The organism is Bradyrhizobium sp. LTSP849 (assembly GCF_000938255.1).
GTDB lineage: Bacteria > Pseudomonadota > Alphaproteobacteria > Rhizobiales > Xanthobacteraceae > Bradyrhizobium.
Genome location: NZ_JYMR01000005.1, coordinates 219,939 through 245,360 on the forward strand (window position 1 = coordinate 219,939; position 25,422 = coordinate 245,360).

22 protein-coding genes are annotated in these 25,422 nt (G+C 63.5%); 13 read left to right on the forward strand and 9 right to left on the reverse strand.

All coding sequences use genetic code 11. The annotated features are described in order from the left end of the window. Positions 1 to 108: 108 nt before the first annotated feature. Positions 109 to 1,623: an acetyl-CoA acetyltransferase gene (locus UB31_RS05470; RefSeq protein WP_045010099.1), complete on the reverse strand. Its 1,515-nt coding sequence runs from the start codon at positions 1,621 to 1,623 to the stop codon at positions 109 to 111. 182 nt (positions 1,624 to 1,805) lie between these two features. After that, on the reverse strand, positions 1,806 to 2,939 hold the full coding sequence (locus tag UB31_RS05475) for a nitronate monooxygenase (protein ID WP_045010100.1): 1,134 nt from the start codon (positions 2,937 to 2,939) through the stop codon (positions 1,806 to 1,808). Positions 2,940 to 3,196: 257 nt separating this feature from the next. On the opposite strand from UB31_RS05475, the gene UB31_RS05480 reads away from it, so the two are divergent. Further along, the gene (locus UB31_RS05480) at positions 3,197 to 4,855 is read left to right on the forward strand and encodes a flavin-containing monooxygenase (RefSeq protein ID WP_045010101.1); all 1,659 of its coding nucleotides are present in this window, start codon (positions 3,197 to 3,199) and stop codon (positions 4,853 to 4,855) included. 115 nt (positions 4,856 to 4,970) lie between these two features. Then, the gene (gene yghU / locus UB31_RS05485; protein ID WP_045010102.1) at positions 4,971 to 5,846 is read left to right on the forward strand and encodes a glutathione-dependent disulfide-bond oxidoreductase; all 876 of its coding nucleotides are present in this window, start codon (positions 4,971 to 4,973) and stop codon (positions 5,844 to 5,846) included. Here the strand turns inward: yghU and UB31_RS05490 are convergent, their stop codons facing one another. Further along, the gene (locus UB31_RS05490; RefSeq protein WP_045010103.1) at positions 5,847 to 6,464 is read right to left on the reverse strand and encodes a flavin reductase family protein; all 618 of its coding nucleotides are present in this window, start codon (positions 6,462 to 6,464) and stop codon (positions 5,847 to 5,849) included. Between the two features lie 141 nt (positions 6,465 to 6,605). Further along, on the reverse strand, positions 6,606 to 7,880 hold the full coding sequence (locus tag UB31_RS05495) for an acyl-CoA dehydrogenase family protein (protein ID WP_045009013.1): 1,275 nt from the start codon (positions 7,878 to 7,880) through the stop codon (positions 6,606 to 6,608). 354 nt (positions 7,881 to 8,234) lie between these two features. On the opposite strand from UB31_RS05495, the gene UB31_RS05500 reads away from it, so the two are divergent. Next, positions 8,235 to 9,500, forward strand: coding sequence for a PAS domain-containing sensor histidine kinase (locus UB31_RS05500; protein WP_045010104.1), 1,266 nt, complete (start codon positions 8,235 to 8,237; stop codon positions 9,498 to 9,500). Positions 9,501 to 9,578: 78 nt separating this feature from the next. On the opposite strand, the gene UB31_RS05505 is transcribed toward UB31_RS05500, so the two are convergent. Beyond that, on the reverse strand, positions 9,579 to 9,956 hold the full coding sequence (locus UB31_RS05505; RefSeq protein WP_045010105.1) for a VOC family protein: 378 nt from the start codon (positions 9,954 to 9,956) through the stop codon (positions 9,579 to 9,581). Positions 9,957 to 10,084: 128 nt separating this feature from the next. Further along, positions 10,085 to 10,864 carry an SDR family NAD(P)-dependent oxidoreductase gene (locus UB31_RS05510; protein WP_045010106.1) on the reverse strand — a complete coding sequence of 260 codons (780 nt, stop codon included), beginning with the start codon at positions 10,862 to 10,864 and terminating at the stop codon, positions 10,085 to 10,087. A 180-nt stretch (positions 10,865 to 11,044) separates the two neighbouring features. Here UB31_RS05510 and UB31_RS05515 point away from each other — a divergent pair, with 180 nt between their 5' ends. From UB31_RS05515 to UB31_RS05525, 3 genes are read left to right on the forward strand one after another with little or no spacing between them, the layout of a single operon-like run. Continuing rightward, complete coding sequence (locus UB31_RS05515; protein WP_045010107.1) at positions 11,045 to 11,833, forward strand: enoyl-CoA hydratase/isomerase; 789 nt, start codon at positions 11,045 to 11,047, stop codon at positions 11,831 to 11,833. Continuing rightward, positions 11,830 to 12,816 carry a phosphotransferase family protein gene (locus tag UB31_RS05520; protein WP_045010108.1) on the forward strand — a complete coding sequence of 329 codons (987 nt, stop codon included), beginning with the start codon at positions 11,830 to 11,832 and terminating at the stop codon, positions 12,814 to 12,816. Before UB31_RS05515 ends, UB31_RS05520 begins: the two co-directional genes overlap by 4 nt. 3 nt (positions 12,817 to 12,819) lie before the next feature. Then, positions 12,820 to 13,197 (forward strand): DUF6285 domain-containing protein, encoded by a 378-nt coding sequence (locus UB31_RS05525; protein ID WP_045010109.1) that lies wholly within the window; start codon positions 12,820 to 12,822, stop codon positions 13,195 to 13,197. A 168-nt stretch (positions 13,198 to 13,365) separates the two neighbouring features. On the opposite strand, the gene UB31_RS05530 is transcribed toward UB31_RS05525, so the two are convergent. Then, a complete protein-coding gene (locus UB31_RS05530) occupies positions 13,366 to 14,145 on the reverse strand; it encodes an enoyl-CoA hydratase-related protein (RefSeq protein ID WP_045010110.1) in 780 nt (259 codons plus the stop codon). Between the two features lie 212 nt (positions 14,146 to 14,357). Between UB31_RS05530 and UB31_RS05535 the strand changes: the two genes are divergently transcribed. Both UB31_RS05535 and UB31_RS05540 read left to right on the forward strand, forming a co-directional pair. Then, a complete protein-coding gene (locus UB31_RS05535; RefSeq protein ID WP_045010111.1) occupies positions 14,358 to 15,632 on the forward strand; it encodes an acyl-CoA dehydrogenase family protein in 1,275 nt (424 codons plus the stop codon). A gap of 13 nt (positions 15,633 to 15,645) precedes the next feature. Then, on the forward strand, positions 15,646 to 16,215 hold the full coding sequence (locus UB31_RS05540) for a hypothetical protein (RefSeq protein ID WP_156175193.1): 570 nt from the start codon (positions 15,646 to 15,648) through the stop codon (positions 16,213 to 16,215). A 111-nt stretch (positions 16,216 to 16,326) separates the two neighbouring features. Here UB31_RS05540 and UB31_RS05545 read toward each other — a convergent pair whose 3' ends face one another. Together UB31_RS05545 and UB31_RS05550 are read right to left on the reverse strand one after the other, a co-directional pair. Then, on the reverse strand, positions 16,327 to 17,904 hold the full coding sequence (locus UB31_RS05545) for a fatty acid--CoA ligase (RefSeq protein ID WP_045010113.1): 1,578 nt from the start codon (positions 17,902 to 17,904) through the stop codon (positions 16,327 to 16,329). A 154-nt stretch (positions 17,905 to 18,058) separates the two neighbouring features. Further along, a complete protein-coding gene (locus tag UB31_RS05550) occupies positions 18,059 to 18,931 on the reverse strand; it encodes an SDR family oxidoreductase (protein ID WP_045010114.1) in 873 nt (290 codons plus the stop codon). Positions 18,932 to 19,036: 105 nt separating this feature from the next. Between UB31_RS05550 and UB31_RS05555 the strand changes: the two genes are divergently transcribed. The 5 genes from UB31_RS05555 (at position 19,037) to ppc (ending at position 25,422) form a co-directional block, all read left to right on the forward strand. Beyond that, on the forward strand, positions 19,037 to 19,846 hold the full coding sequence (locus UB31_RS05555) for a crotonase/enoyl-CoA hydratase family protein (RefSeq protein WP_045010115.1): 810 nt from the start codon (positions 19,037 to 19,039) through the stop codon (positions 19,844 to 19,846). A 125-nt stretch (positions 19,847 to 19,971) separates the two neighbouring features. Beyond that, the gene (locus UB31_RS05560) at positions 19,972 to 21,516 is read left to right on the forward strand and encodes an acyl-CoA synthetase (RefSeq protein ID WP_045010116.1); all 1,545 of its coding nucleotides are present in this window, start codon (positions 19,972 to 19,974) and stop codon (positions 21,514 to 21,516) included. Between the two features lie 100 nt (positions 21,517 to 21,616). After that, positions 21,617 to 21,997, forward strand: a complete 381-nt coding sequence (locus tag UB31_RS05565) for a nuclear transport factor 2 family protein (RefSeq protein WP_045010117.1) — start codon at positions 21,617 to 21,619, stop codon at positions 21,995 to 21,997. 114 nt (positions 21,998 to 22,111) lie between these two features. Next, the gene (locus UB31_RS05570; RefSeq protein WP_045010118.1) at positions 22,112 to 22,516 is read left to right on the forward strand and encodes a YccF domain-containing protein; all 405 of its coding nucleotides are present in this window, start codon (positions 22,112 to 22,114) and stop codon (positions 22,514 to 22,516) included. A gap of 107 nt (positions 22,517 to 22,623) precedes the next feature. After that, a complete protein-coding gene (ppc, locus tag UB31_RS05575; RefSeq protein ID WP_045010119.1) occupies positions 22,624 to 25,422 on the forward strand; it encodes a phosphoenolpyruvate carboxylase in 2,799 nt (932 codons plus the stop codon).

Genomic DNA, 25,422 nt, shown 5'->3' on the forward strand with positions numbered 1-25,422 from the left:
CGGGTTCGGCTCTGTAGGGTGGGCAAAGCGAAGCGTGCCCACCATCTCCATGCGACCCCGAAAGTTGGTGGGCACGGCGCAAGAGCGCCTTTGCCCACCCTACGAGAGCTAAACCACGCGCCACTCCGGCACGCCATCGGCAGCCATCGTTATCTCGCCGAGCGAGCCGACCGGCGAGCGATCCATGTTGAGCAAATGCTTTAGCGTCGCGCTGTCATCAGCCGGAATCCGCGCCAGCGTGCGCCGCTCGTCTGCGGTGCGCAGCATGACGACGCCATGCTCGACATCGCCGTTGCGGCCGTAGAGCACCGTAAAGCTCTCGACTTTGCCCTTGCCGGCGGGCTCCGTGACGAACTCCGGCACCGCACGCTTGTTACGATCGGCTTCCGACTGCACGCTTGTCTCCTGCGCCAGCCCCGCGCGCGGTGGCGTCTTTGAGACCACCAGCGCGTGATGCTTGGTGACGAAACCGCCCTGGCCGTAGAGCAGGCCGAGCTTGGCACCCTCGCGAAGCTTGCGCACCATCGCGCAGGCCGCATGCGTCATGTAGGTGTTGAGCGGCGCGCCGAAGAAGGTGAGCCCGCCGGTCACGGTCGGCTGCACCTCGGCGCCCAGGCCCAGCGTTCGCCGCGCCATCTTCGGCACGCAAGGGAAGCAGCTGTAGAGCTCGATCGCGTCGAATTTCTTGCCGTCGCCGCCGGCGAGATCCATCACGGCTTTCAGCACTGCATTTTGCGGATGGCTCTCATAGAACTGGTCGCGCAGCAGGTAGTCGCGCGGCTCTTCGGCCGAGGCGCCGCCGAGCGGATAGACCAGCTTGTCTTCCGCGATGCCGGCCGCCCGCGCCTTGGCGAGGCTGGTGAGCACCAACGCGCCGCCCATGTTGACGCTTGGGTTGGCAACCATGAGCTTGTTGTAAGGCCACGCGATCAGGCGGTTGTCTGATGTCGGCGTGGTGATCTCGTCCGGCGCATAGCGCCGCTTCAGCCAGGCGTTGGGATTTTGCGCGGCAGCTTCCGAATAGCGCGACCATAGCGTACCGGACTCTGCCATGGCTTCGCGCGGCGTCTGGCCCCAATGCGCCGACGATGCAGCTTCGTAGAACGGATAGACGGTGACGGGGCGGAACACGCCGAGCTTCACCGCAAGCGGCTTCTGGAACGCCGCGCCGCGCTTCGGCTCCTCGACGTCATGGGCAAACGGCGTCCATGGCAGCTTTGCTCCAGTTCGCTCGGCCTTGGTTGCGGTCGACTGTGCCTCCGCACCGCAGATCGCGGCGACGCTGCATTCGCCGCGGGCGATGCGCTGCGCGGCCTCGTGGATGTAGCGGATCGGGCTCTCGCCGCCGACCGGGCCATAATAGCAATGCGCCGGCGCAATGCCGAGCCGCCGTGCCAAGAGCTTTTCCGGATCGCGATAGCGCCAGCTCAGGAAGTTGACAACGTCGAGTGACTGCACCTCGCCGAGCAGTTTTGCTCCGGCATCCGCCTCGGCACGCCGCAGCGCCTGTTCGAGTAGATCGAGCGGCTCGAGGCCCTCGGTGATCTCCTTGGGACGGTCGATGATCTCGCCGATGCCGACGATGACGGGGATGCGGTCCGGGGAAAGGGAGAGGTTTGTCATTTCTTATTGCTTCGCTCTTTAGATTTTCGGCACGCCGCCGCCCTTCGAGGCCTTCGCTACGCTACGGCACCTCAGGGTGACGGCTACGGGGACGACGTCACCCTGAGGTGCTCGTTCAGCGGCGCACCGCGCCGCTGAACGAGCCTCCAAGGATGGGCAACGGACTCTACTCCGGCCACGAGTCACTCCGCCACCAGCGCATTCATGTGCTCGACGGCTTCGGCGAACTCTTCCTTGAATTCCTGCACCACGGCACCGGCCGACTTCACGCTGTCGATCAACCCCACGCCTTGGCCGACGAAATAGCTAACGAGATCGCGCGCTCGCGCGTTGCCGGCGGCCGCCGCACGGTCGATCGAGTTGAAGGCGTCGCGGCTGATGATGCTCTGCAGCGGCATCGGCAGCGCGCCCGGGCTTTCCGGCGCGCGGTCCCAGGCATCGGTCCAGACCGAGCGGAGCTGCCGCGCCGGTTTTCCGGTACGGCCCTTCGAGCGGATCGCGTCGCGGGACGAGGCGGCGATCATCTTCTCGCGAAAAACTTCCGTGGTCTCGGCCTCGACAGTGGCAAGCCACACCGAGCCGGTCCAGGCGCCGGCGGCACCCATCGCCATGCAGGCCGCCATCTGCCGTCCGGTCATGATGCCGCCAGCGGCCAGCACCGGCACGTCGCGGATCGGCTTGATCGCCTTGATCACCTCCGGCACCAGCACCATGGTCGAGACCTCACCGCAATGGCCGCCGGCTTCGGTGCCCTGCACGACGAGGATATCGACGCCGGCCGCGACCTGGCGCAGGGCATGCTCCTTGGCGCCGACAAGCGCTGCGACCGGCACGCCATGCTTCTTGCCCATCTCGATCATCGCTTTCGGCGGCACGCCTAACGCATTGGCGATCAGCCGGATCGGGTGGTTGAAGGAGACCTCGAGCAGCTCGAGCGCGGTCTTGGCGTCGAACGGCTGCGGCTGATTGTCGGCCACATCAGTCGTCGTAAGCTCGATGTCGTATTTCTTCAGAAGACCACGTGTGTAGTCACGATGCGCCTGCGGCACGCGCGCCTCGAGGCTCTTCCAGGTGACGTCCTTCTCGCCGGCGGTCGAGATGTTTTCGGGGATGAGCACGTCGATGCCGTAGGGTTTGCCGTCGGCATGCTCGTCGATCCATTTCAGCTCGCGCTCGAGAGTCTCCGGTGTGTGCACGGTCGCGCCCAACACGCCAAAGCCGCCCGCACGGCTGACGGCGGCAACGACGTCGCGACAATGGCTGAAAGCGAGCAGCGGGAACTCGATTCCCAGCATGTCGCAGATCGGCGATTTCATGGTTCTATCCCCGCGGCGGCCGTCGCGTTACTGTTGTTGCTCTCGTTGCGAAGGCGGTTCGACGCTAGCCCATCGTCGCCTGCGATGCCAAGCCGGATTTGGCCGCGCATCTTGCGTGCAGGCGCCGCGCCGCGCGAGGAGCCATTCCGTCGCGCAAAATAAGTGGAGCAGGGACGTCCGATAAGCCTCTTGCGCTTTCGCTGACGTGAGAGAATGCTGATGCACAACAACAGAAAACCACGAGGGAGCGCCAATCGATGTCGTCAGCGCAGTCGAGCCCGGACCCAACCACGGGAGCCTACGATGTGGTCATCGTCGGCGCAGGTTTCGCCGGCATGTACATGCTGCATCGTCTGCGTGGGCTCGGTTTCTCGGCGCGTGTCTACGAGCAGGGCGGTGGCGTCGGCGGCACCTGGTACTGGAACCGCTATCCGGGCGCACGCTGCGATGTCGAGAGCATGCAGTACTCCTACTCGTTCTCGGACGAACTTCAGCAGGAATGGGACTGGAGCGAGCGCTACGCGCCGCAGCCGGAGATTCTGAAATACGCCAACCACGTCGCCGACCGTTTTGATCTGCGCAGCGACATCCAGTTCAACACCCGCGTCGAGCGCGCCGCGTTCGACGAACGTGCGAACAGCTGGTCGGTCACGACTTCCGACGGCAAGACGGTTCAGGCGCAATTCATCGTGCTCGCGACCGGCTGCTTGTCGAACGCGCGCAACCCCGACATCAAAGGTCTCGAGAATTTCAAAGGCGCCGTCTATCACACCGGCAACTGGCCGCATGAATCGGTGGACTTCACCGGCTTGCGTGTCGGCCTCATTGGGACCGGTTCATCGGGCATCCAGTCGGCGCCCATCATTGCCGAGCACGCAAAACATCTCACCGTGTTTCAGCGCACGGCGAATTTTTCGATTCCGGCCCGCAACGGCGCGCTGACCGACGAGGAGCGCGATGCGTTCCGCAAGAACTATCCGGAAATCCGCCGCTTCGCGCGCGAGGTCGCGCGCAACGGTATCTATGCCGAGCAGCCCGATCGTGGCGCGCTCGACGATAGCGAGGACGCCAGGCGCGCCAAATTCAAGGCGCGTTGGGACCGCGGCGGGCTCACCTTCATGTACGTCTATAACAATCTCGGCCTGGATCTGGCCGCCAACGACTCGGCTGCCAACTACGTGCGCGGCAAGATCACCGAGATCGTCAAGGATTCCACAACCGCAAAATTGCTCCAGCCGAACAGTCATCCGATCGGCACCAAGCGGATCTGCATCGACACCGATTATTTCGCGACCTTCAACCGACCGAACGTTTCACTGGTCGATATCAAGACCAATCCGATCCAGGAGATCACCGCCAACGCCGTGCGTGTCGCGGGCGCAGACCACGAGGTCGATGCACTAGTGATGGCGACGGGCTTCGACGCCATGACCGGATCGGTGGCGAAGATCGACATAAGCGGTCGCGGCGGCGAGATGCTGAACCAGAAATGGGCGGAGGGCCCAAAAACCTATCTCGGGCTGATGACGGCGGGTTTTCCGAACCTGTTCATCATCACCGGGCCGGGCAGTCCGTCGGTGCTGTCGAACATGATCGTGTCGATCGAGCAGCATGTCGACTGGATCGCCGATTGCCTCGTCCACATGCGCAAGCAAGGGCTCGCCACGATGGAGGCGGGCAGGGAGGCCGAGGAGAAATGGGTCGCCCATGTCAACGAGGTCGCCCACGGCACGCTCTATCCGCAGGCCAATTCCTGGTACATGGGCGCCAACATCCCGGGCAAGCCGCGCATCTTCATGCCCTATATCGGCGGCGTCGGCGTCTACCGGCGGATCTGCGACGAGGTCGCGGCGAAGGGGTACGAGGGATTTGTGACGGAAGCCGAGGTGCAGTCGCGCAGGGTGGTGACGGGTTAGGCCGGACGCATGACGCTGGCCTGAGGCCCGCGCCCGGCGCAGACCGGACGGGCCTTGTCATCGGCCATTTGCGGGCTAATTAATGCAGGCGCATCTTCCCGCCGGAGCTAATTGCATGACCGATGCCCCCGCCTACGTGCCGCCCAAAGTCTGGACCTGGAATAAGGAGAACGGCGGGCAGTTCGCCAGCATCAACCGCCCGATCGCCGGCCCCACCCACGACAAGGAGCTGCCGGTCGGCAAGCATCCGTTCCAGCTCTATTCGCTGGCGACGCCGAACGGCGTGAAGGTCACGGTGATGCTGGAGGAGCTTCTGGCGCTCGGCCACAAGGGCGCCGAATACGACGCCTGGCTGATCAAGATCGGCAATGGCGACCAGTTCGGCAGCGGCTTTGTCGACATCAATCCGAACTCGAAAATCCCCGCACTGATGGATCGCTCGGGTCCGGAGCCGATCCGGGTGTTCGAATCCGGCTCGATCCTGGTCTACCTCGCGGAAAAGTTCGGCGCCTTCCTGCCCAAGGACATCAAGACCCGCACCGAAGCGATGTCCTGGTTGTTCTGGCAGATGGGCAGTGCGCCCTATCTCGGCGGCGGCTTCGGCCATTTCTACGCCTACGCGCCGACCAAGATCGAATACGCCATCGACCGTTTTGCGATGGAGACCAAGCGCCAGCTCGACGTGCTCGACCGGCGCCTTGCGGACAACGAATATCTCGCCGGCAGCGAGTACACGATCGCCGATATCGCGGTGTGGCCTTGGTACGGCGCCCTCGCCAAGGGGCTGGTCTATGGCGCCGGCGAATTCCTGTCCGTGCAGGATTACAAGAACGTGCAGCGCTGGACCGATGAAATCGCCCAGCGCCCCGCCGTGAAGCGCGGCCGCATGGTCAACCGCGTCTCCGGCGATCCCGCAAGCCAGCTCCACGAGCGCCACGACGCCAGCGATTTCGAAACCAAGACGCAGGACAAGCTCGCGCCGGCGACCTAGCTACGATTTCTTCGCTCCCTCCGCCGCAGGAAACACGACGCGGTCATCAGTGCGGCAGTAGCGGTCGGCGAACATGCGGCCGATCGGGTGATAGCGGTCCATATGCACCCGCATTGCGTCGGCGTCCCAGAGTTCGTCGCGGATGTAGAAGTGGATTCCTTCGCCCATGATGAGCTGGCGATCGCCGTTGACGTCGATCGTCTTCCAGGTCTTGCATTCCATCGCCCACGGCGTGTCGGCCAGCCGCGGCACGGCGATCGTCTTCGACGGCGCAAGCTTCAGCCCGAGATAGCCCGGTTCGCCGACCTCCGGCGGGAAGTCGCCGCTACTCTCGTGCATAGCGCGCGCCAGCGGCTCATCTGCGATGTTGACCACGAATTCGCCGGTCCGCTGGATATTGGTCAGCGTGTCCTTCTCCTGGCCGTCCGGCCGGCGGTTGACCGCGAACATGCACAGCGGCGGATCCTCGCAGAACACGTTGAAGAAGCTGAATGGCGCGGCATTGACCACGCCGGTCGCCCCGATCGACGTCACCCACGCGATCGGCCGCGGCAGCACGAAGGAGGCCAGCACCTTGTAGCGCTCGCGCGGCGTGAGGTCGCTAGCGGCGTAGTCCATAATGGGCTCCAGGGAAGAGCTTCGTAGGGTGGGCAAAGCGAAGCGTGCCCACCATTTCATGCGACGAACCGTGATGGTGGGCACGGCGCGAAGAGCGCGCCTTTGCCCTACCCTACGGCATGCAACGAGAGGAGAGACCTTTTACGCCATGCTCAGCTCGTGCCGACCGACCACCATCCAGTGCACTTCGTCCGGACCATCCGCAAAGCGCAGGTGACGGACGTCCTGATACATCTCCGCGAGCGGGGTCCAGTGCGAGATGCCGGTGGCGCCATGCATCTGGATCGACTGGTCGATGATCTTGCAAGCGCGCTCCGGCACCATGGCCTTGACCATGGAGACCCAGACGCGAGCCTCCTTGTTGCCGAGCACGTCCATGGCCTTTGCCGCCTTCAGCACCATCAGCCGCATCGCCTCGATCTCGCAGCGCGCCTGCGCGATGATCTGCATGTTGCCGCCGAGATGGGCGATTTTCTTACCGAAGGCTTCGCGGGTGAGGCCGCGCTGCACCATCAAATCGAGCGCCTTCTCGGCCTTGCCTATGGTACGCATGCAGTGATGAATGCGGCCTGGGCCGAGACGAAGCTGCGAGATCTCGAAGCCGCGGCCTTCGCCGAGCAGGATGTTCTCCTTCGGCACGCGCACATTGTTGAAGCGCATATGCATGTGACCGCGCGGCGCGTGGTCCTGACCGAACACATACATCGGCCCGAGCACCTCGACGCCGGGCGTGTCGCGCGGCACCAGGATCTGCGACTGCTGCTTGCTCGGCGCCGCATCCGGATTGGTCTTCACCATCACGATGAGGATCTTGCAGCGGGGATCGCCGACGCCGGAGATGTAATATTTCTCGCCGTTGATGACCCATTCGTTGCCGACGAGTTTTGCACTCGTCGAGATGTTCTTGGCATCGGAGGAGGCGACGTTCGGCTCGGTCATGACATAGGCCGAGCGGATCTCACCGTTCATCAGCGGCTTCAGCCACTTCTCCTTCTGCTCCTTGGTGCCGACGCGCTCAAGCACCTCCATGTTGCCGGTGTCGGGCGCCGAGCAGTTCATGGACTCGGAGGCGAGCGGGCTCTTGCCGAGTTCGGAGGCGATATAGGCATAATCGAGGTTCTTCAGGCCCTGGCCGGTCTCGTCATCAGGCAGGAAGAAGTTCCAGAGGCCCTCCTTCTTGGCCTTGTTCTTGGCGACCTCGAGCACCTCGAGCTGCTTCGGCGTGAAGCTCCAGCGGTCTTCCTTGCCCTCGCCGGCCTTGGCGAACTCGATCGACATCGGCTCGACGGTGTCGCGGATGAACTTCCTGACGTGATCGTAGAGCGGCCGGACCTGGTCCGACATCCTGAGATCATTGAGCTCGTCGCCGGGATTGAGCGTGTAGTTGGTGGTGCGGGGTATGTAGGCGTGTTTCAATGTTGTTCCTCCCGTTTTGGATCAGCGCGTTGTCGTCAAGAATAGACGGGGCAAGGCCAAAGCGCGAGCCTGCATTTTTCACGCGACCTATGCCATGCGATGGAATATCGCGATATCGTTTCAAACACTGTTTGAGTGCGATCGGCATCGTGAGGGCGAAGGTCGGTCCACCCGCCTTCTGATCTTCAGCACGGGTCGAGCGATCTGACCATGTGGGTCGGTTAACGGGTCGCACCGCAGGACCCGCGGCTCCTCTCGGTTCCTCACTAATTCAGCCTATTCCCGGCCGCTATTGGGACTTTTGCGTTGCGCTGTAACCGGCTAACCTCCGGCTCGCGCAGAGGGAGAGAGCACATGAGTTCTTCCGTTGTACGCGAAGTGCAGTTTCCAAAACAGCCGGCGCTCCAGTTGATCTACGATACAGCGCCGATCGGACTTGCTTATCTTTCGCCGGACTGTCGCTATTTGCAGATCAACCAGCGCCTCACCGAGATCTGCGGCATCTCGGTCGAAGGCCATCTCGGGCACACGGTGCGGGACTGCGTGCCCGGGCTCGCGTCCGCCGTCGAGGGCATCGTTCGCTCCATCATGGAAACCGGCGACCCCGTCACCGGGATCGAGGTCTACGGCCAGCGTCCCGGCTATAATGACGAGCGCTGCTGGATCACCTATTGGCATCCGCAGCGCGGACCGAACGGCAACATCGTCGGTGTCAATGTCGCGGCTGAGGAGATCACCGAACGCAAGCGCAGCGAGCGAGAGATTCGCGGCGCGCGCGACGCGGCGGAGGCGGCGTTGCAACGCCTGAAGGAGGCTCAGGATTCGCTGGTCGAGGCGGAAAAGCTCGCAGCTCTCGGACGGTTGGTGGCTGGCGTGGCGCACGAGATTAACAGTCCCGTCGGCACCAGCCTGACCGTCACCTCGGCGCTGGAGCGCAAGACGACAAAGTTTGCGGCGGAAGTTGCGCGGGGCGGCCTGAAGCGATCGAGCCTGAATGAATTCGTTGCGGTCGTCCAGACCGCGTCATCGCATCTGGCCGACAATCTCGCCCGCGCAGCGGAATTAATCGAGGCGTTCAAGCAGGTCGCTGTCGACCAGGGCTATCTTGAGCGTCGCAGCTTCGATCCGGGCGAGCTAACGCGACAGGTTGCCGCGAGCCTGCAGCAGGAATTGCGGAGGAACGGCTTGGCGCTCAACGTCGAATGCCAGCCCGATCTCGTAATGAACAGCTATCCCGGTCCATTCGCACAGGTGGTGACCAACCTGATCAAGAACGCGATGGTGCACGCGTTTCCGCATGGCAGGAGCGGCAGCATCAACATCGAGATTCGTGCGTGCGGCCGGGATGATATCGAGATTGCCGTTTCTGATGATGGCTGCGGCATGAGTGCGGACCTGCGCCGGCAGGCGTTCAATCCGTTCTTCACGACGCGTCGCAGTCAAGGCTGCATCGGTCTCGGCCTGCACATCGTTCACAATATCGTCGTCAATCGGCTGGGCGGGCGTATCAAGCTTGAAAGCGAGTCAGTCGAGGGGACACGAATCCGGATCATCGTGCCGCGGATCGCGCCCGAGCCTGCCGATCCCCAGCGCGCAACGCGCAAGAGGAGCGCTGTATAGCCGGGACATAGGCGAGCGGAAGCGACGCCGTCGTTCGGACGGCTATGCCCGGCCACGGCGTCGCAGCGAGTGCTCCGCTCAAATCATCCGATGCATCGCGCAGATCTTGTTGCCGTCGAGGTCGCGCAGATAGGCGAGGTAGAGCTTGCCGGCCGCGCCTTCGCGGATGCCGGGCGGGTTCTCGCAAGTCTTGGCCCCGCCGGCGAGGCCCGCCGCGTGCCACGCGTCGACCTGCTCCGGTGAGCCGCAGGCAAAGCCGATGGTGCCGCCGTTCGCAGGAGTCGCAGCCTCGCCGTTGATCGGCTTCGACACCGAGAACACGCCGGTCTTGGTGATGTAGAAAATGCGATGGCCATCGATCCTGGCTGGCCGCACTTCGAGCGTGCTCAGCAAACTGTCGTAGAACGCCTTGGCCTTGTCGAGGTCGTTGGTGCCGATCATCACGTGGGAAAACATTTGCCCCTCCCAGATTTATGAATTCAGACTTCGTAGCCCGGATGGAGCGAAGCGCAATCCGGGGTCTTGCTCCAAGTTACGCCGGTCCCGGATTACGCCTCGCTCCATCCGGGCTACAAACGCGAAACTCAAAACGCAGTATAGCCGCCATCGATCACGAACGTATCCGCGGTGTGATAGGACGATGCCTTGCTCATGAGATATACCGCGATGCCGCCGAAATCGCTGGCCTCGCCGAAGCGCCGCACCGGAATCCGCGGCATCACGTTGGCGACGAATTTTTCGTTGGCCATGATGCCGGCGGTCATGTCGCTCTTGATCCAGCCCGGCAGGATGGCATTCGCGGTGACGCCATGACGCGCCAGCTCGACGCCGAGCGCGCGCACCAGCGCGTTGATCGCGGCCTTGGTCGCGGCATAGTGCTCGTTGCGCGCGGTGCCGAAGATCGAGGCGAGGCTCGAGGTCGCAACCAGCCGGCCGAAGGGGTCGCCGGCGTTGGCGCGCTCGGTCATGTGCTTGGCGGCGGCCTGGAATGCGTGGAACACACCGTCGAGATTGGTCGCAAACATCGTGCGCCACTCTTCCTCGGTGCGCTCGATAAAGGAGCGCCGGCCGCCGCCGCCGATGCCGGCATTGGCGAAGCAGCCGTCGACTCGGCCGAACGTATCGAGCGTGGCCTTCATTGCGGCATTGACCGAAGCCGGATCGGTGACGTCGCAGACGCGGGCGTCGACCTTGCCGGCTAGGCCCGCCATGCTCGCGGCAGCAGCCTTGTTCTTGTCAGCATTGCGGCCCCAGATCGAGACATTGCAGCCCTGGCCTGCGAGCGCCTGCGCGATGCCGAGCCCGATACCACCATTGCCGCCGGTGATCACGGCGACGCGGCCCGTGAGGTCAAAAATGGACATGGCGCGTTTCCTGTTTTTTGGCACTGCGGCGCGCCAGCCTGTGCGCGCAAGATTGTGCGATACGACGACAAGGTATGTTCGGACCACCATGGACAAGGCCGCGACAAAAATCAAATATGCGCCCCGGCAAAGCTAATTCCGGTCTGCGAAACATCGCTAGCCGCAACTGATGAGGAAACCATGCAGTTCAAACACGTCACGCTCGATCTCGATGGTTCGGTCGCAATCCTCAGGCTCGACCATCAGGAGGTGATGAACGCGGTCTCCCTGGACATGCTCGGCGGTCTCGCCGACGCGCTCGACGCGATCGAGGAACAGAAGGACGAGGTGCGCTGCGTCGTGCTGACCGGCGCCGGGCGGGCGTTCTGCACGGGAGCGAATCTCCAAGGCCGCAACAACCAGTCGAAGAAAACCAAGGCCGGCGTGACGCTCGAGACCGGCTTTCACCCTTTCCTCCGGCGCATCCGCAATCTGCATTGCCCGATCGTTACCGCGGTCAACGGCCCGGCGGCCGGTGCCGGCATGAGTTTCGCGCTGCTCGGCGACATGATCTTGTGCGCGCGGTCATCCTATTTCCTGCAAGCGTTCCGCCGCATTGGCCTGGTGCCGGATTGCGGCTCGACCTGGCTGCTGCCGCGCCTGATCGGCAAGGCGCGTTCGGTTGAATTGTCGCTGATGGGTGAGCGCCTGCCGGCCGAGAAGGCGCTGGAATGGGGCCTGATCAACCGCGTCTATGATGACGGCGTGCTGATGGAAGAGGCGATGAAGCTCGCGCGCGACCTCGCGAGCGGCCCGACGGTCGCGCTGTCGTTGATCCGCAAGCTCTATTGGGACAGCCCGGAAAATTCCTTCGAGGATCAGCTCAATCTCGAATTCCAATGCCAGCTCCGCGCCGGCGACACCCAGGACTTCCGGGAGGGCGTCGGCGCTTTCCTGGAGAAGCGCCCGACGCAGTTCAAAGGCAAATGATCGAGGCGGAGCTGTCCCGCAGCGTTGCGCGCTGGTGTCCGGGTGCGACCGGTGCCACCGGCGCCGCAAAACTGTCCGGTGGCGCGAGTCAGGAGACTTGGCGCTTCGACATCCTGCATCCAGATGGGCCGATCGGCGCGATCCTACGCCGTTCGCCGAAGGGCTATGGCGCTGCGCCAACCCGCGCGGCTGGACTCGCGGCTGAAGCGCAGCTGATGCAGCTTACTTATGAGGCCGGCGTGCCGTCGCCGCGCGTGATGCATGTGCTGGTGCCGGAGGACGAACTTGGTACAGGCTTCATCATGCAGCGGGTGGAGGGCGAGACCATCGCGCGCAAGATCCTGCGCGATGAGGAGTTCGCGGCGGCGCGGCCACGACTCGCGCGGCAGATCGGCGGTGTGCTTGCGGGCCTGCATAGACTGCCGCAGGACAAATTGCCTGAGCTGCGCAGCCGGTCCGCGACGCAGGAGATCTCCGAGTTCGAGCGCGATTATCGCAGCCTGAACTGGCCAAAGCCCGTATTCGAGCTGGCGCTGCGCTGGCTGCGGGACCACGATCCCGGCCCCTCGGACGAGGAGACGCTGGTGCATGGCGATTTCCGAAATGGCAATATGATTATCGGCCCCGATGGCATCCGCGCTGTGCTGGATTGGGAGCTCGCCCATCTCGGCGACCCCATGGAGGATCTCGGCTGGGTCTGCGTCAACTCCTGGCGCTTTGGCGAGATTGACAAGCCCGCTGGCGGTTTTGGCTCGCGCGAAGAGTTGTTCGCCGGCTACGAGGCCGCTGGCCGCAAATGCGATCCCGCGCGCGTCAAATTCTGGGAAGTGATGGGGTCGCTGCGCTGGGGCATCATGTGTGGCGGCATGATGCAGCGTTTTCGCGAGGGCCCGGATCATTCCATGGAGCGTGCGATGATCGGCCGTCGCGCCTCCGAGACCGAGATCGATCTGTTGCGGCTGCTCGCGCCGCGGGGGAGTTGAAACATGCAGGACGAACCGACGCCGATCGAGCTGACCAAGGCTGTCGCCGATTTTCTCCGCAACGATATCACTCCGCTGATCTCCGGCCACCAGGCGTTCAAGCTGCGCGTGGCCGTCAACATCCTCGATCTCGTGACGCGGCAGCTGACGCGGGAGCAGGGGAGCGACGCGAAGGAGGTCGAGCGGCTACGTGCGTTGTTGGGAGCGGACGGCTCTGTAGGAGATTTGAACCGGGCGCTGGCAGAACGCATCGCCAAGGGTGATGTTGACCTCACAACGCCGGGCCTCGCCGAACATCTCTGGCAAACCACGATGGATAAGCTCGCTGTGGATCAACCGAACTACGCCTCCTACAAGCGCGAGCTGTCGCGAGGCGGATAGCCGGCGCCACACTCTCTACTGTCATCGTCCGCGAAGGGCGGGCGATCCAGTATTCCAGAGGCCGCAGCGAGATGCGGAGAAGCCGCGGCGTACTTGGATGCCCCGGTCGAGCCGGGGCATGACGGCGGTGATGTTGGAGACGTCTGTCGTCGTGACGAGCAGCGAGAGCTACTTCCCCACCCATTTCGGCGGCCGCTTCTCCGAGAACGCCTTCGGGCCCTCGATGTAATCCTGCGAGGCCACCATGGCCTTCACCGCCGGATATTCCCGCTGCTCCTCAATCGCCTGCTCCAGCGAGACGGCCAGCCCCTTCTGGATCGTCTGCTTCGACGCCCGGATCGACATCGGCGAGTTCTTGGTGATCATCTCGGCCCAGCGCAGCGCGCCGACCAGCGCCTCGCCCTGCGGCACGACCTCGTTGACGAAGCCGAGCTCATGGCCCTCCTTGGCGCTGACATGACGCGCGGTGAGGATCATGCCCATGGCACGCTTCAGCCCGATCTGGCGCGGCAGCCGATGCAGGCCGCCAGCGAGTGCGGCCAGGCCGACGCGCGGCTCGGGCAGGGCGAAGGTCGCATTCTCAGAGGCGATGATCAGATCGCAGGCGAGTGCGATCTCAAAACCGCCGCCCATCGCAACGCCGTTCACCGCGGCGATGATCGGCTTGTCGCAGTCGAAGCGCGCGGTGAGGCCGGCAAAGCCGCCCTTGTCCCAGCCGCGCTTGCCGCCCGCCGCCTGCCACTTCAGATCGTTGCCGGCGCAGAACGCCTTGTCGCCGGCGCCGGTGACGATCGCGACCCACTGCTCAGGATCGGCCGAGAAATCGTCGAACACCTTTTGCAGCTCGAAATGCGCGTCAGTATGCAGCGCATTGTAGACCTCGGGTCGCGACAGTGTGATGATCGTGATCGGCCCTTTGCGTTCCACCTTTGAAAATTTCAGCTCCATCGGTCGCTCCCGGATTTTCTCGTGAAGGAATGTTGCGACCATATTAACGCGCGGGCGCACTTGAACACCATCGAATTGCGCGGGCGCGCCTTGCGTGCGTCACACGCCTCGGCTTGCTTGACTTGCGCGGGCTCTTCTCACCTTAATCGTCTCAAGCAAAAAGGCGCTTAGCGCCTTAACGCAAAACGATAAAATCATTCCGGGAGAGACTCGTGGATTTTTCATTGCCTGCCGATCTCGTCGCCTATCTCGGAGAGCTCGACCGTTTCATCGAACGCGAGATCAAGCCGCTGGAAGCGGCCGACGACAACATCCGCTTCTTCGATCATCGCCGTGAATGGGCGCGTACCGATTTCGAGAACGGCGGCCTGCCGCGCCACGAATGGGAGGCGCTGCTGCGCAAGGCAAAGGATCTCGCGGACGCCGCGGGCCATCTGCGTTTTGCGGTCTCGAAGCAATATGGCGGCAAGGATGGCTCCAATCTCTGGATGGCGGTGATTCGCGAGCACTTTGCCGCAAAGGGTCTCGGCCTGCACAATGATCTCCAGAACGAGCACTCCATCGTCGGCAATTTCCCTGTGGCCACCATGCTTGACCGCTATGGCCGCGACGACCAGAAGGCGATGATCGACGGCTCGATCAAGGGCAAGTACCGCATCACCTTCGGCCTGACCGAGCCAAATCACGGCTCCGATGCCACCCACATGGAAACACGTGCGGTGCCCGCGACCCGCGACAACGTCAAGGGCTGGATCATCAACGGCGAGAAGATGTGGACCACCGGCATGCACGTTGCCACCCACTGCGCGCTGTTCGCACGCACGAGCGGCAATGACGGCGATGCCCGCGGCATCACCTGCCTTCTGGTGCCGGCCAAGAGCCACGGCGTGAAGGTCGAGGAGTACATGTGGACCTTCAACATGCCGACCGATCATCCCCGCGTCAGCTTCACCGACGTGTTCGTGCCTGAGGATGCGCAGTTCGGCGAAGTCGGCCGCGGCCTGTCCTTGGCGCAGTGCTTCGTGCATCAGAACCGCATCCGCCAGGCCGCAAGCTCGCTCGGCGCCGCCGTCTACTGCATCAACGAGAGCGTCAAATATGCCCGCGAGCGAAAGCCGTTCGGCAAGGCGCTTGCGGAAAACCAGGCGATCCAGTTCCCGCTGGTCGAGCTGGCGACGCAGGCCGAGATGCTGCGGTTGTTGATCCGCAAGACCGCCTGGGAGATGGACAAGCTCAACGAGGAGCAGATCGAGCGCACGCTTTCGGACCGCGTCTCGATGTGCAACTACTGGGCAAACCGCCTCTGCTGCGAGTCCGCCGACCGCGCCATGCAGGTCCACGGGGGCATGGGCTACTCACGCCACAAGCCGTTCGAGCACATCTACCGGCATCACCGCCGTTACCGCATCACGGAGGGTAGCGAGGAGATCCAGATCCGCAAGGTGGCGGGGTTCCTGTTCGGCTATATGGGGCCGGGGAAGCATTAATCGGAGACGACGCGTGAGACGACTTCTGCAGGCGATCCTCGCGGCAATTGTGTTGCTAGGCAGTCCGATGGCCGGCAGAGCCCAGGACAAGCCGTTTCTTGTAACTTCACCTACGCCTGAGGGATACGCATGGTGGTTGCGTACCGAATATCGTCCGTTCGGCGCGGATATCCGCGGCATTCCGGCGGCGAAGATTCGCAGTGGCTGGTGCAAGGTGAACGAATTGCGGCGAGACATGTTTCCGGCGGACGAAGCCGCTTATTTCGGCGACGATCAGTCCCCCTTTGCGGTCGACGGATTCTTCGACGGGTCGAAGACCAAGCACACGGCTCTGGTCGGCGCATACGAGACGTGCAAGGGCGAGCGAGGAGCATTCCTTCTGATCGTGGCTTGGCCGGAAGGCAAGCCGCCATTCATTCGGCACGTTGTCGAGCTGCGCGGCAAAACTCAATTTGCTGTCGTATCGGCGTCCAGCGATGGAACGATCACGCTGCAGCACTGCCTGGAATGCGATCACGCCAGTCAATACAAATGGGACAGATCCAGGAAACGCTTCATGCTGCTACCCGATCGGGCCGAGTAGCGTTGAATCGTAGGGTGGGCAAAGCGAAGCGTGCCCACCACGCCTCTGGTTATCGTAGTGAGATGGTGGGCACGGCGCGCGTAAGAGCGCGCCTTTACTCACCCTATGCGGTCAATTCACCCGCCGATCCTTCCCCGCCCAATACGGCTCCCTTAATTGCCGCCGCAAAATCTTGCCGCTCGGATTGCGCGGCAGGGCGGGCAAGAACTCCACGCTCTTTGGTGTCTTGAAGCCTGCGATGCGCTCGCGGGTGAAGTTGATGATGTCGGTGGCGGTCGCCTGCTTGCCAGGCTTCATCACCACGACGGCTTTCACCGCTTCGCCCCATTTGTCGTCGGGCACACCGATCACGGCGGCTTCGGCGACGTCTGGATGATCGCACAGTGCGCTCTCGACTTCGGCAGGGTAGATATTCTCGCCGCCGGAGATGATCATGTCCTTGATGCGGTCATGGATGTAGAGATAGCCGTCCTCGTCCATGTAGCCGGCATCACCCGTGCGCAGCCAGCCGTCGCCACGCAGCGTCGCGGCGGTGGCTTCCGGCAAATTCCAGTAGCCCGCCATGTTCGAGCCCGAGCGTGTCGCGATCTCGCCGACCTGACGCGGCGGCAGCGGGGTGCCGTCCGCATCCAGGATCGCGATCTCGACGCCCGGCAGCGCCTTGCCGGCGGAGCGCATCCGCTCCAGGCCCTCTACGTGATCCTCCGGAGGCAGCGCGACGATGGTGCCCGTGGTCTCGGTCATGCCGTACATCTGCACGAAGCCGCATTTGAAGATGTCGATGCATTCCTTCAGCAGCGCTGCCGGGATCGGCGAGGCGCCGTAAAGCATGTATTTCAGCCGTGAGAAATCGACCATTTTCGCGCGGGGCTGCCGCACCACGAACTGCATCGCGGCTGGCACCATGAACAGCTTTGTGATGCCTGACTGCTCGAAGAAATCCAGCACCTTGGTCGGATCGAACTCGCGCGCGATCACGCCGCGGGCGCCATGATAGAGCCCCATCACGCCCCAGCCCGAACCGCCGATGTGGAAGATCGGCATCGCCACCAGCGACACGTCGTTGGGCGACCACCGGTTCCATTCCGGCTTGTCCGCGGCGTTGCCGGTCTGCACCAGATTGAGGAAGTTCGCATGCGACAGCATCGCGCCCTTCGGCTTACCGGTCGTGCCCGACGTGTAGAGCTGGATCGCGATGTCTTTCGTATCGATCCGCACCTTTGGATCGTTGCTGCTCTGCGCGTCGCGCCAGGTCGCAAAATCCTGCCATTCCGGCGCACCGCCCTCGGTGGTGATCACGCTGCGCAGGCTCGGAATCTGGTCCTTGATGTGCGTGACCAGCGTGATGAACTCCGGTCCCACGAACAGCACCGGCGCTTTGCAATCTGCAACGATGAAGGCGACCTCGGGGCCGGCGAGCCGCCAGTTCACCGGCGCCATGACGACGCCGGCCTTCATCGCGCCCATCAGCAGCTCGAAATAGAAGTCGCTGTTCTTGCCGAGATAGGCGATGCGCTCGCCGGGCCTCACGCCCATCGCGATGAGCGCATTCGCGACCTTGTTGGTGTTGACATCGAATTCGGCAAAGCTGGTGACGCGACCCTCGAACTCATAGACGGTCGCGTTGCCGCGGCTGTTCGCCCGCTCGCGCACCATATCGGCGAGATTCGCCAATGGCTGTATGGACATGTTTCTCCCGTGGCATTTTGTTCTTATGCCGCGGAGTGTGGCGTGATCTGCGGGTAAAGACAATACGGGGAAGGGGGAAGTGAGGCGTCGCTATCTCAACAACGTCGTCCCGGCCCCCTGTGCGCAATTGCGCACTAGGCCGGGACGACAATAACTACCCCCGCGCAGCCCGGTCCTTCTCGTTCTGCGCCTTGATGCTGTCCCGTGCCTTGGTCCAGTCGTCGTCGCTCCAGTCGCGGAGCTGGTAGAAATTGCCGCCCATGGCGAGCGCCTGTGCGCCGTCCATGGCGATGGTCTCGCCGGTGATCCAGTCGCAGCCGCCGGAAATTAAGAACACCGCGAGGTTCTGCAATTCCTCCATGGTGCCGACGCGGCCCATCGGGTTCATCGCCTTGGTGCGGGCGCCGGCCTCGTCGCCGGGCTTGATGCGCTTGCTCATGCCCTCGGTCGGAATCTCGCCGGGCGCGATGGTGTTGAGGCGGATGCCGTATCTGCCCCATTCGGTCGCAAGCGACATCGTCATCGCGTGGATCGCCGACTTGCTCATTGCCGACGGCACCACGTAAGGCGAGCCGTTGCGCACCCAGGTCACGGTGATCGAGACGACATTGCCGGGCTGCTTCAAAGCGATCCAGCGCTTGCCGACCGCGTGCGTCACGTAGAACGTGCCGTGCATGACGATGTTGGCGACCGCATCGAAGCCGCGCGGCGATAGCTCTTCGCTGCGCGAGATGAAATTGCCGGCGGCGTTGTTGATGAGGTCGGTCAGCGGTGCTTCGCGAAAAATGTTCTCGACCATCTCCTCGACTGCGAGCGCATTGCGGATGTCGACGCCGTGGCTGGTGACACGGCCGCCATACTGATCCATCAGCTCGGTCGCGGTCTCGTCGCAGACGATCTTGCGCCGGCCGCAGATGTGCACCTCCGCGCCAAGTTGAAGGAAGCGCGCCGCCATCGACTTGCCGAGCCCGGTGCCGCCGCCGGTGATGAGGATGTTTCGGCCGGCCAGAAGGTTTTCCTTGAACATGGCTGTTTCCTCCGCAGGCATTGTCAGTTAATTGGTCGATTGACTAAATCCGGCCGCCGTCTTCCTGTAAAGCGGCACTGAACAAGAACAGGGGAGAATTCATCCATGGAAGAGCGCGTCTCGATTTCGGTTTCGGAGGGCGTCGCCGATGTACGTCTGGTGCGGGCGGACAAGATGAATGCGCTGGATCAGGCCATGTTCGAAGCCCTGGTCGCCGCAACCGACCGGCTTTCGAAGGACAAAAGCGTGCGCGTTGTTGTCCTTTCCGGCGAAGGTCGTGCCTTCTGCGCTGGTCTCGACATGGGGCGTTTTGCCGCCATGAAGGAGAAGGGTGGCAACGGAATTCCGGGTGGCGAAAATCGCGATCTGACCGCGCGCACGCATGGCCAGGCGAACTTTCCGCAAGCCGCGGTGTGGGGCTGGCGTCAGCTTCCGGTGCCGGTCATCGCCGCGATCCATGGCGTTGCCTTCGGCGGCGGCTTTCAGCTCGCGCTTGGCGCCGACATGCGCTTCCTCAGCGCCGATGCGCGGATGTCGGTGATGGAAATCAAATGGGGCCTCGTACCGGATATGGCGGGCACGCCGATCCTGGCATCGCTGGTGCGTGACGACATTTTGCGCGATCTCACTTACACCGGGCGCATCTTCTTGGCGCAGGAGGCGATGGCATACGGCCTTGCCACGCGCATCTGCGATGATCCGCGCGCAGCCGCGCTCGAAGTCGCGCGCGAGATCGCCGCCAAGAGCCCTGATGCGATTCGCGCTGCGAAGCGTTTGCTGAACAATCTCTCGGTCGATCCGGGGCCGGCGCTGCTTGCCGAATCCGTCGAGCAGCAGAAGCTGATCGGCAGTGCGAACCAGACCGAAGCGGTGCGCGCCAATCTCGAAAAGCGCGCGCCGAAGTTTGCGGACTAGTACTAAACCTCATCCCGAGGAGCCGCGAAGCGGCGTCTCGAAGAATGGGCCACGGGCTCTCATGGTTCGAGACGGCGCTTCGCGCCTCCTCACCATGAGGGGCAAAAACAAAGAAAAACAAACAAATGAGCGAAACGTCCCCATTCCTCGGCATCGTCTCGGGCGAGCGTCGCCGTACCCACGCCGAGCTCGCCGGCCGTGCCGACCGCATCGCCTCCGGCCTTGCCAAGATCGGCGTCAAGCAGGGCGATTGCGTCTGCATGTTGATGCGCAACGACATTGCCTTCCTGGAGGCTGCCTACGCCGCGATGCGTCTCGGGGCCTATGGCGTGCCGGTCAACTGGCATTTCAAGCCGGAGGAGATCAATTACATCCTTCGGGATACCGGCACGTCCGTGCTGATCGGGCACGCCGACATGCTGCACGCCTTGCGGAATGCGATCCCAGAGGGCGTCACCGTGCTCAGCGTGCCGACACCGCCGGAGATCCTGTCCAACTACAAGATTGATCCCGATCACCTGAGGACGCCGGACTTCGCGATCGAGTTCGAACCCTGGCTCGCGCAACACCAGCCCTATGACGGCCCGGTCGTGCCGCAGCCCATGAACATGATCTACACGTCGGGGACGACCGGTCATCCCAAGGGCGTGCGGCGCAATGCGCCGACGCCTGAGCAGGCCGCCGCCGGCGAACGCATGCGCGCGATGATCTATGGCCTCAAGCCGGGTGCTCGCGCGATCCTGCCGGGGCCGCTCTATCATTCGGCGCCGAACTCGTTCGGCATCCGTGCCGGCAAGCTCGGCGGTGCGCTGGTGTTGATGCCGCGCTTCGAGGCCGAAGAGTTTCTGGAGCTGATCGAACGCTTTGAGATCGACACCATCTTCATGGTGCCGACCATGTTCATCCGCCTGATGAAGTTGCCGGACGCCGTGCGCAAGAGGTGCGACGTCTCCTCGTTGCGCCACATCATTCATGCCGCCGCGCCCTGTCCGGCAGACGTCAAACGCGCCATGATCGAATGGTGGGGACCGGTGATCTACGAATTCTACGGCTCGACCGAATCCAGCGCCGTTACGTTTGCGACCTCCGAGGATGCGCTGAGGAAGCCCGGCACGGTCGGAAAGATTTCGCCCGGTGCGGAACTGCGCTTCCTCGGTGACGACGGCCGCGTACTGCCGGTTGGCGAGATCGGCGAAATCTATTCCCGCATGGCCGCGATGGCCGACTTCACCTACCACAACAAGCCGGAGAAGCGCGCCGAGATCGACCGCGACGGGTTCATTACCTCGGGTGACGTCGGTTATATCGACGAAGACGGCTACGTCTTCATCTGCGACCGCAAGCGCGACATGGTGATCTCGGGCGGCGTCAACATCTATCCGGCCGAGATCGAAGCCGTGCTGCACGCCGTCCCCGGCGTGCATGATTGCGCGGTGTTCGGCATCCCCGACGCCGAGTTCGGCGAGGCGCTGATGGCGGTGGTCGAGCCGCAAGCCGGCGTTACGCTCGATGCCGCCGGCATACGTGCGCGGTTGAAGGCCTCGCTTGCCGACTACAAGGTGCCAAAACACATCGAGATCCGCACCGGACTGCCGCGCGAAGACTCCGGGAAAATCTTCAAGCGCCGCCTGCGCGATCCCTATTGGGAGCAGGCGGGACGGAAGATCTAGCTTGGTTCGTAGCCCGGGTGAGCGAAGCGATACCCGGGGCGGTGAGAGTAAAGTCCCGGATGTCGCTTCGCTCATCCGGGCTACAGGCTAGGAGATCGAGATGGATGATCGAACCAAGCGGGCGGCTCTCCAACGCCATTGGGACGCTTCGGACGCAAGCGATTTCGAGGTCGAGCATGAGATCTATCTCGAAGACGCCGTGCTGGATTATCCGCAATCGGGCGAGCGGATCCGCGGCCGGCGCAACATTCAGGAGAGCCGTACCGTACAGCCGAACAAGAAGCGCTTCACGGTCCGGCGCATGATCGGCGGCGGCGATCTCTGGGTCAGCGAGTTCGTCCTGACCTATGACGGCGTGCCGTCCTACGTGGTGAGCATCATGGAGTTCCGCGGAGAGCAGGTGGCCCACGAAACCCAATACTTCTGCGATCGCTTCGACCCCGCGCCCTCGCGTGCGCATCTGGTCGAGCGAGCGGACTAGATCGTTGGCCGGCAGCGCCAATTCCGACCATGGCCGGGAGCCAATATCGGAGTTGTCTTCGCAGAGACAGTTTTCGGGCTTATACAAGCAGGGTCACTGAAGGCGGATAATCCCATGACCCCCGTTTCCATTCTGCTCAACCTGCTCTGGATTCTCATCGGCGGTGCCTGGATGGCGTTCGGCTGGCTGATTGCCGCGATCATCATGGCCATCACCATCATCGGCCTGCCCTGGGCGCGGGCGGCGTTCAACATCGCCGTCTACACGCTGATGCCGTTCGGTTCGCGGGCGGTCAATCGCTACGAGGTCACCGGTATGAGCGATATCGGCACCGGCCCGCTCGGGGTGATCGGCAACATCATCTGGTTCGTGCTCGCCGGCTGGTGGCTGGCGCTCGGCCACCTCGTGACCGCGCTGGTCCTGGCCGTCACCATCATCGGCATCCCCTTCGCCTGGGCCCATCTCAAGCTTGCGGGCATCGCGCTCTGGCCGATCGGCAAGGTGATCGTACCGGCCTAGCGCCCTCCCCATGTGCGCCGCCCCCAAGTTCATCTTGCGCTGCGGCAAAAAACTTGCACACTCGGCTGAGCCGGGCAGTTACGCGAGCTCGAACCAGGGAGCGAGCCATGTCCCTTCAGACCGTACCATCCGACGCCGCAGATCATCGTCCCAACCGGCCTGAGGACGCCCAGGCGCTGGAGGCTGATGCGCGGCTGCGCGACGATATCCGCCTGCTCGGGCGCATCCTGGGCGACACGGTGCGCGACCAGGAGGGCGCCGATGTGTTCGACCTGGTCGAGCGTATCCGGCAGACCTCGATCCGGTTCCACCGCGATGAGGATCGGGTCGCCCGGCGTGAGCTCGAGCAGATCCTCGACGGCATGTCGACCTCCGAGACGGTGCGGATCGTCCGCGCCTTCAGCTATTTCTCCCACCTCGCCAACATCGCCGAGGACCAGAACAACATCCGCCAGATGCGCGCCCGGACCGCGGCCAAGACCGGCAGCTCCGGCGTGCTGGCGGAGACGCTGGCTCTCGCGAAGGGCGCCGGAATCAGCGCCGACCAGTTGAGGCGCTTTTTTAGGGATGCCCAGGTCAGCCCGGTGCTGACGGCGCACCCGACCGAGGTCCGCCGCAAGAGCACCATGGACCGCGAGATGGAGGTCGCAGCGCTTCTTGATCGCCGTGAACGTGTCGCGCTGACGGAGGACGAAGCCGCCGCCAGCGACGAGCAGCTGCGCCGCGAGGTGCTGACGCTCTGGCAGACCAATCTGTTGCGCCGGACCAAGCTCACCGTGCTCGATGAGGTCGCCAACGGCCTGTCGTTCTACGACTACACGTTCCTGCGCGAGGTGCCGCGGCTGGTCAACGCGCTGGAGGACCGGCTGGAGGAGGGCGGCGAGCAGGCCGCCGGCGAGCTCGCCTCGTTCCTGCGCATGGGCAGCTGGATCGGCGGCGACCGCGACGGCAATCCCTTCGTCACCGCCGACGTGATGCGCGGCACGCTGCGGCTCCAGTCTAGCCGGGTGATGCAGTTCTATCTCAACGAGCTGCACGTGCTCGGCTCGGAACTGTCGATCGCAGCACATCTCGCCGACGTCTCCGAGGAGCTGCGCAAGCTGGCGGAGCGTTCGCCGGACACCTCGCCGCACCGGAGCGGCGAGCCCTATCGCCTCGCGGTGTCGGGCATCTATGCGCGCCTGTCGGCGACGGCCGAGAAGCTGCAGGTCGAGATCACCCGTCGTCCCGTCGGCAAGGGCGCGCCTTATGAGAGCGTCAAGGAGCTGCAGGCCGATCTCGACGTGCTGCACCGTTCGCTGATCTCCAACAATGCCCGCGTCATCGCCCGCGGCCGGCTGCGGCTGTTGCGGCGCGCGGTGGATTGCTTCGGTTTCCATCTGGCGCGGCTCGATATCCGCCAGAACTCGGCCGTGCACGAGCGTACCATCGCCGAGCTGATGGATGCTGCCAATCCCGGCACCTCCTATCTCGCGCTCGGCGAGGACGCCCGCATTTCGTTGCTGACCAACGAATTGCGCAGCGCGCGCTCGCTGGTCTCGCAGTTCGTGAAGTACAGCGACGAGACCATGGGCGAGCTCAACGTCTTCCATGCCGCCGCGGAGGCCCATGCGAAGTTCGGCTCGGACTCCATCCACCAGTGCATCATTTCGATGTGCAAGGGCATGTCCGACATGCTCGAGGTCGCAGTGCTGTTGAAGGAGGTGGGACTCGTCCATCCCTCCGGGCGCAGCGCCATTAACATCGTGCCTCTGTTCGAGACCATCGAGGATTTGCAGGCGTCTAGCGGCATCATGGATCGCATGTTGTCGCTGCACGATTACCGCCGCCTCGTCGACAGCCGCGGCAGCGTGCAGGAGGTCATGCTCGGCTATTCCGACTCGAACAAGGATGGCGGCTTCGTCACCTCGGGCTGGGAGCTTTACAAGGCCGAGATCGGCCTCGTCGACGTGTTCGAGCGCCATGGCGTGCGCCTGCGGCTGTTCCACGGCCGCGGCGGCTCGGTCGGCCGCGGCGGCGGTCCGAGCTACGACGCCATCATTGCGCAGCCCGGCGGCGCGGTGAACGGCCAGATCCGCATCACCGAGCAGGGCGAGATCATCTCGTCGAAATATTCCAACGCCGAGGTCGGCCGCAACAATCTGGAGATCCTCGCCGCCGCAACGCTGGAGGCGAGCCTGCTGCATCCACGCCAGAGCGCGCCGCGCCGCGAATATCTCACGGCGATGGACGAATTGTCGAACCTCGCCTTCAAGGCCTATCGCGGTCTCGTCTACGAGACCGACGGCTTCGTCGATTATTTCTGGGAATCCACCGTCATCAACGAGATCGCGACGCTCAACATCGGCAGCCGTCCCGCTTCGCGCAAGAAGACGCGCGCGATCGAGGATCTGCGTGCGATTCCCTGGGTGTTCTCCTGGGCGCAGTGCCGCCTGATGCTGCCGGGCTGGTACGGCTTTGGCAGTGCGGTCGAGCAATGGATTGCGGAGCATCCCGACAAGGGCATGCCGTTCCTGAAAGAGCTCTACAAGGAATGGCCGTTCTTCCGCATGCTGCTCTCGAACATGGACATGGTGCTCGCCAAAAGCTCGATCGCGATCGCCTCGCGCTATGCCGAGCTCGTGCCCGACGAAGCCCTGCGCGAAAAAATCTTCGGCCGCATCCGCCGCGAATGGCATTCCTGCATCGAGACGCTGCTGGACATCATGGGCCAAGACCGGCTGTTGCAAGGCAACCCGCTGCTGGAGCGGTCCGTGCGCCACCGCTTCCCCTATCTCGATCCGCTCAACCACGTGCAGGTCGAGCTGTTGAAGGAGCACCGCGCGCAGAACCCGGATGAGCAGGTGCTGCGCGGGATTCAGCTCACTATCAACGGCATCTCGGCGGGGTTGAGAAATACGGGTTGA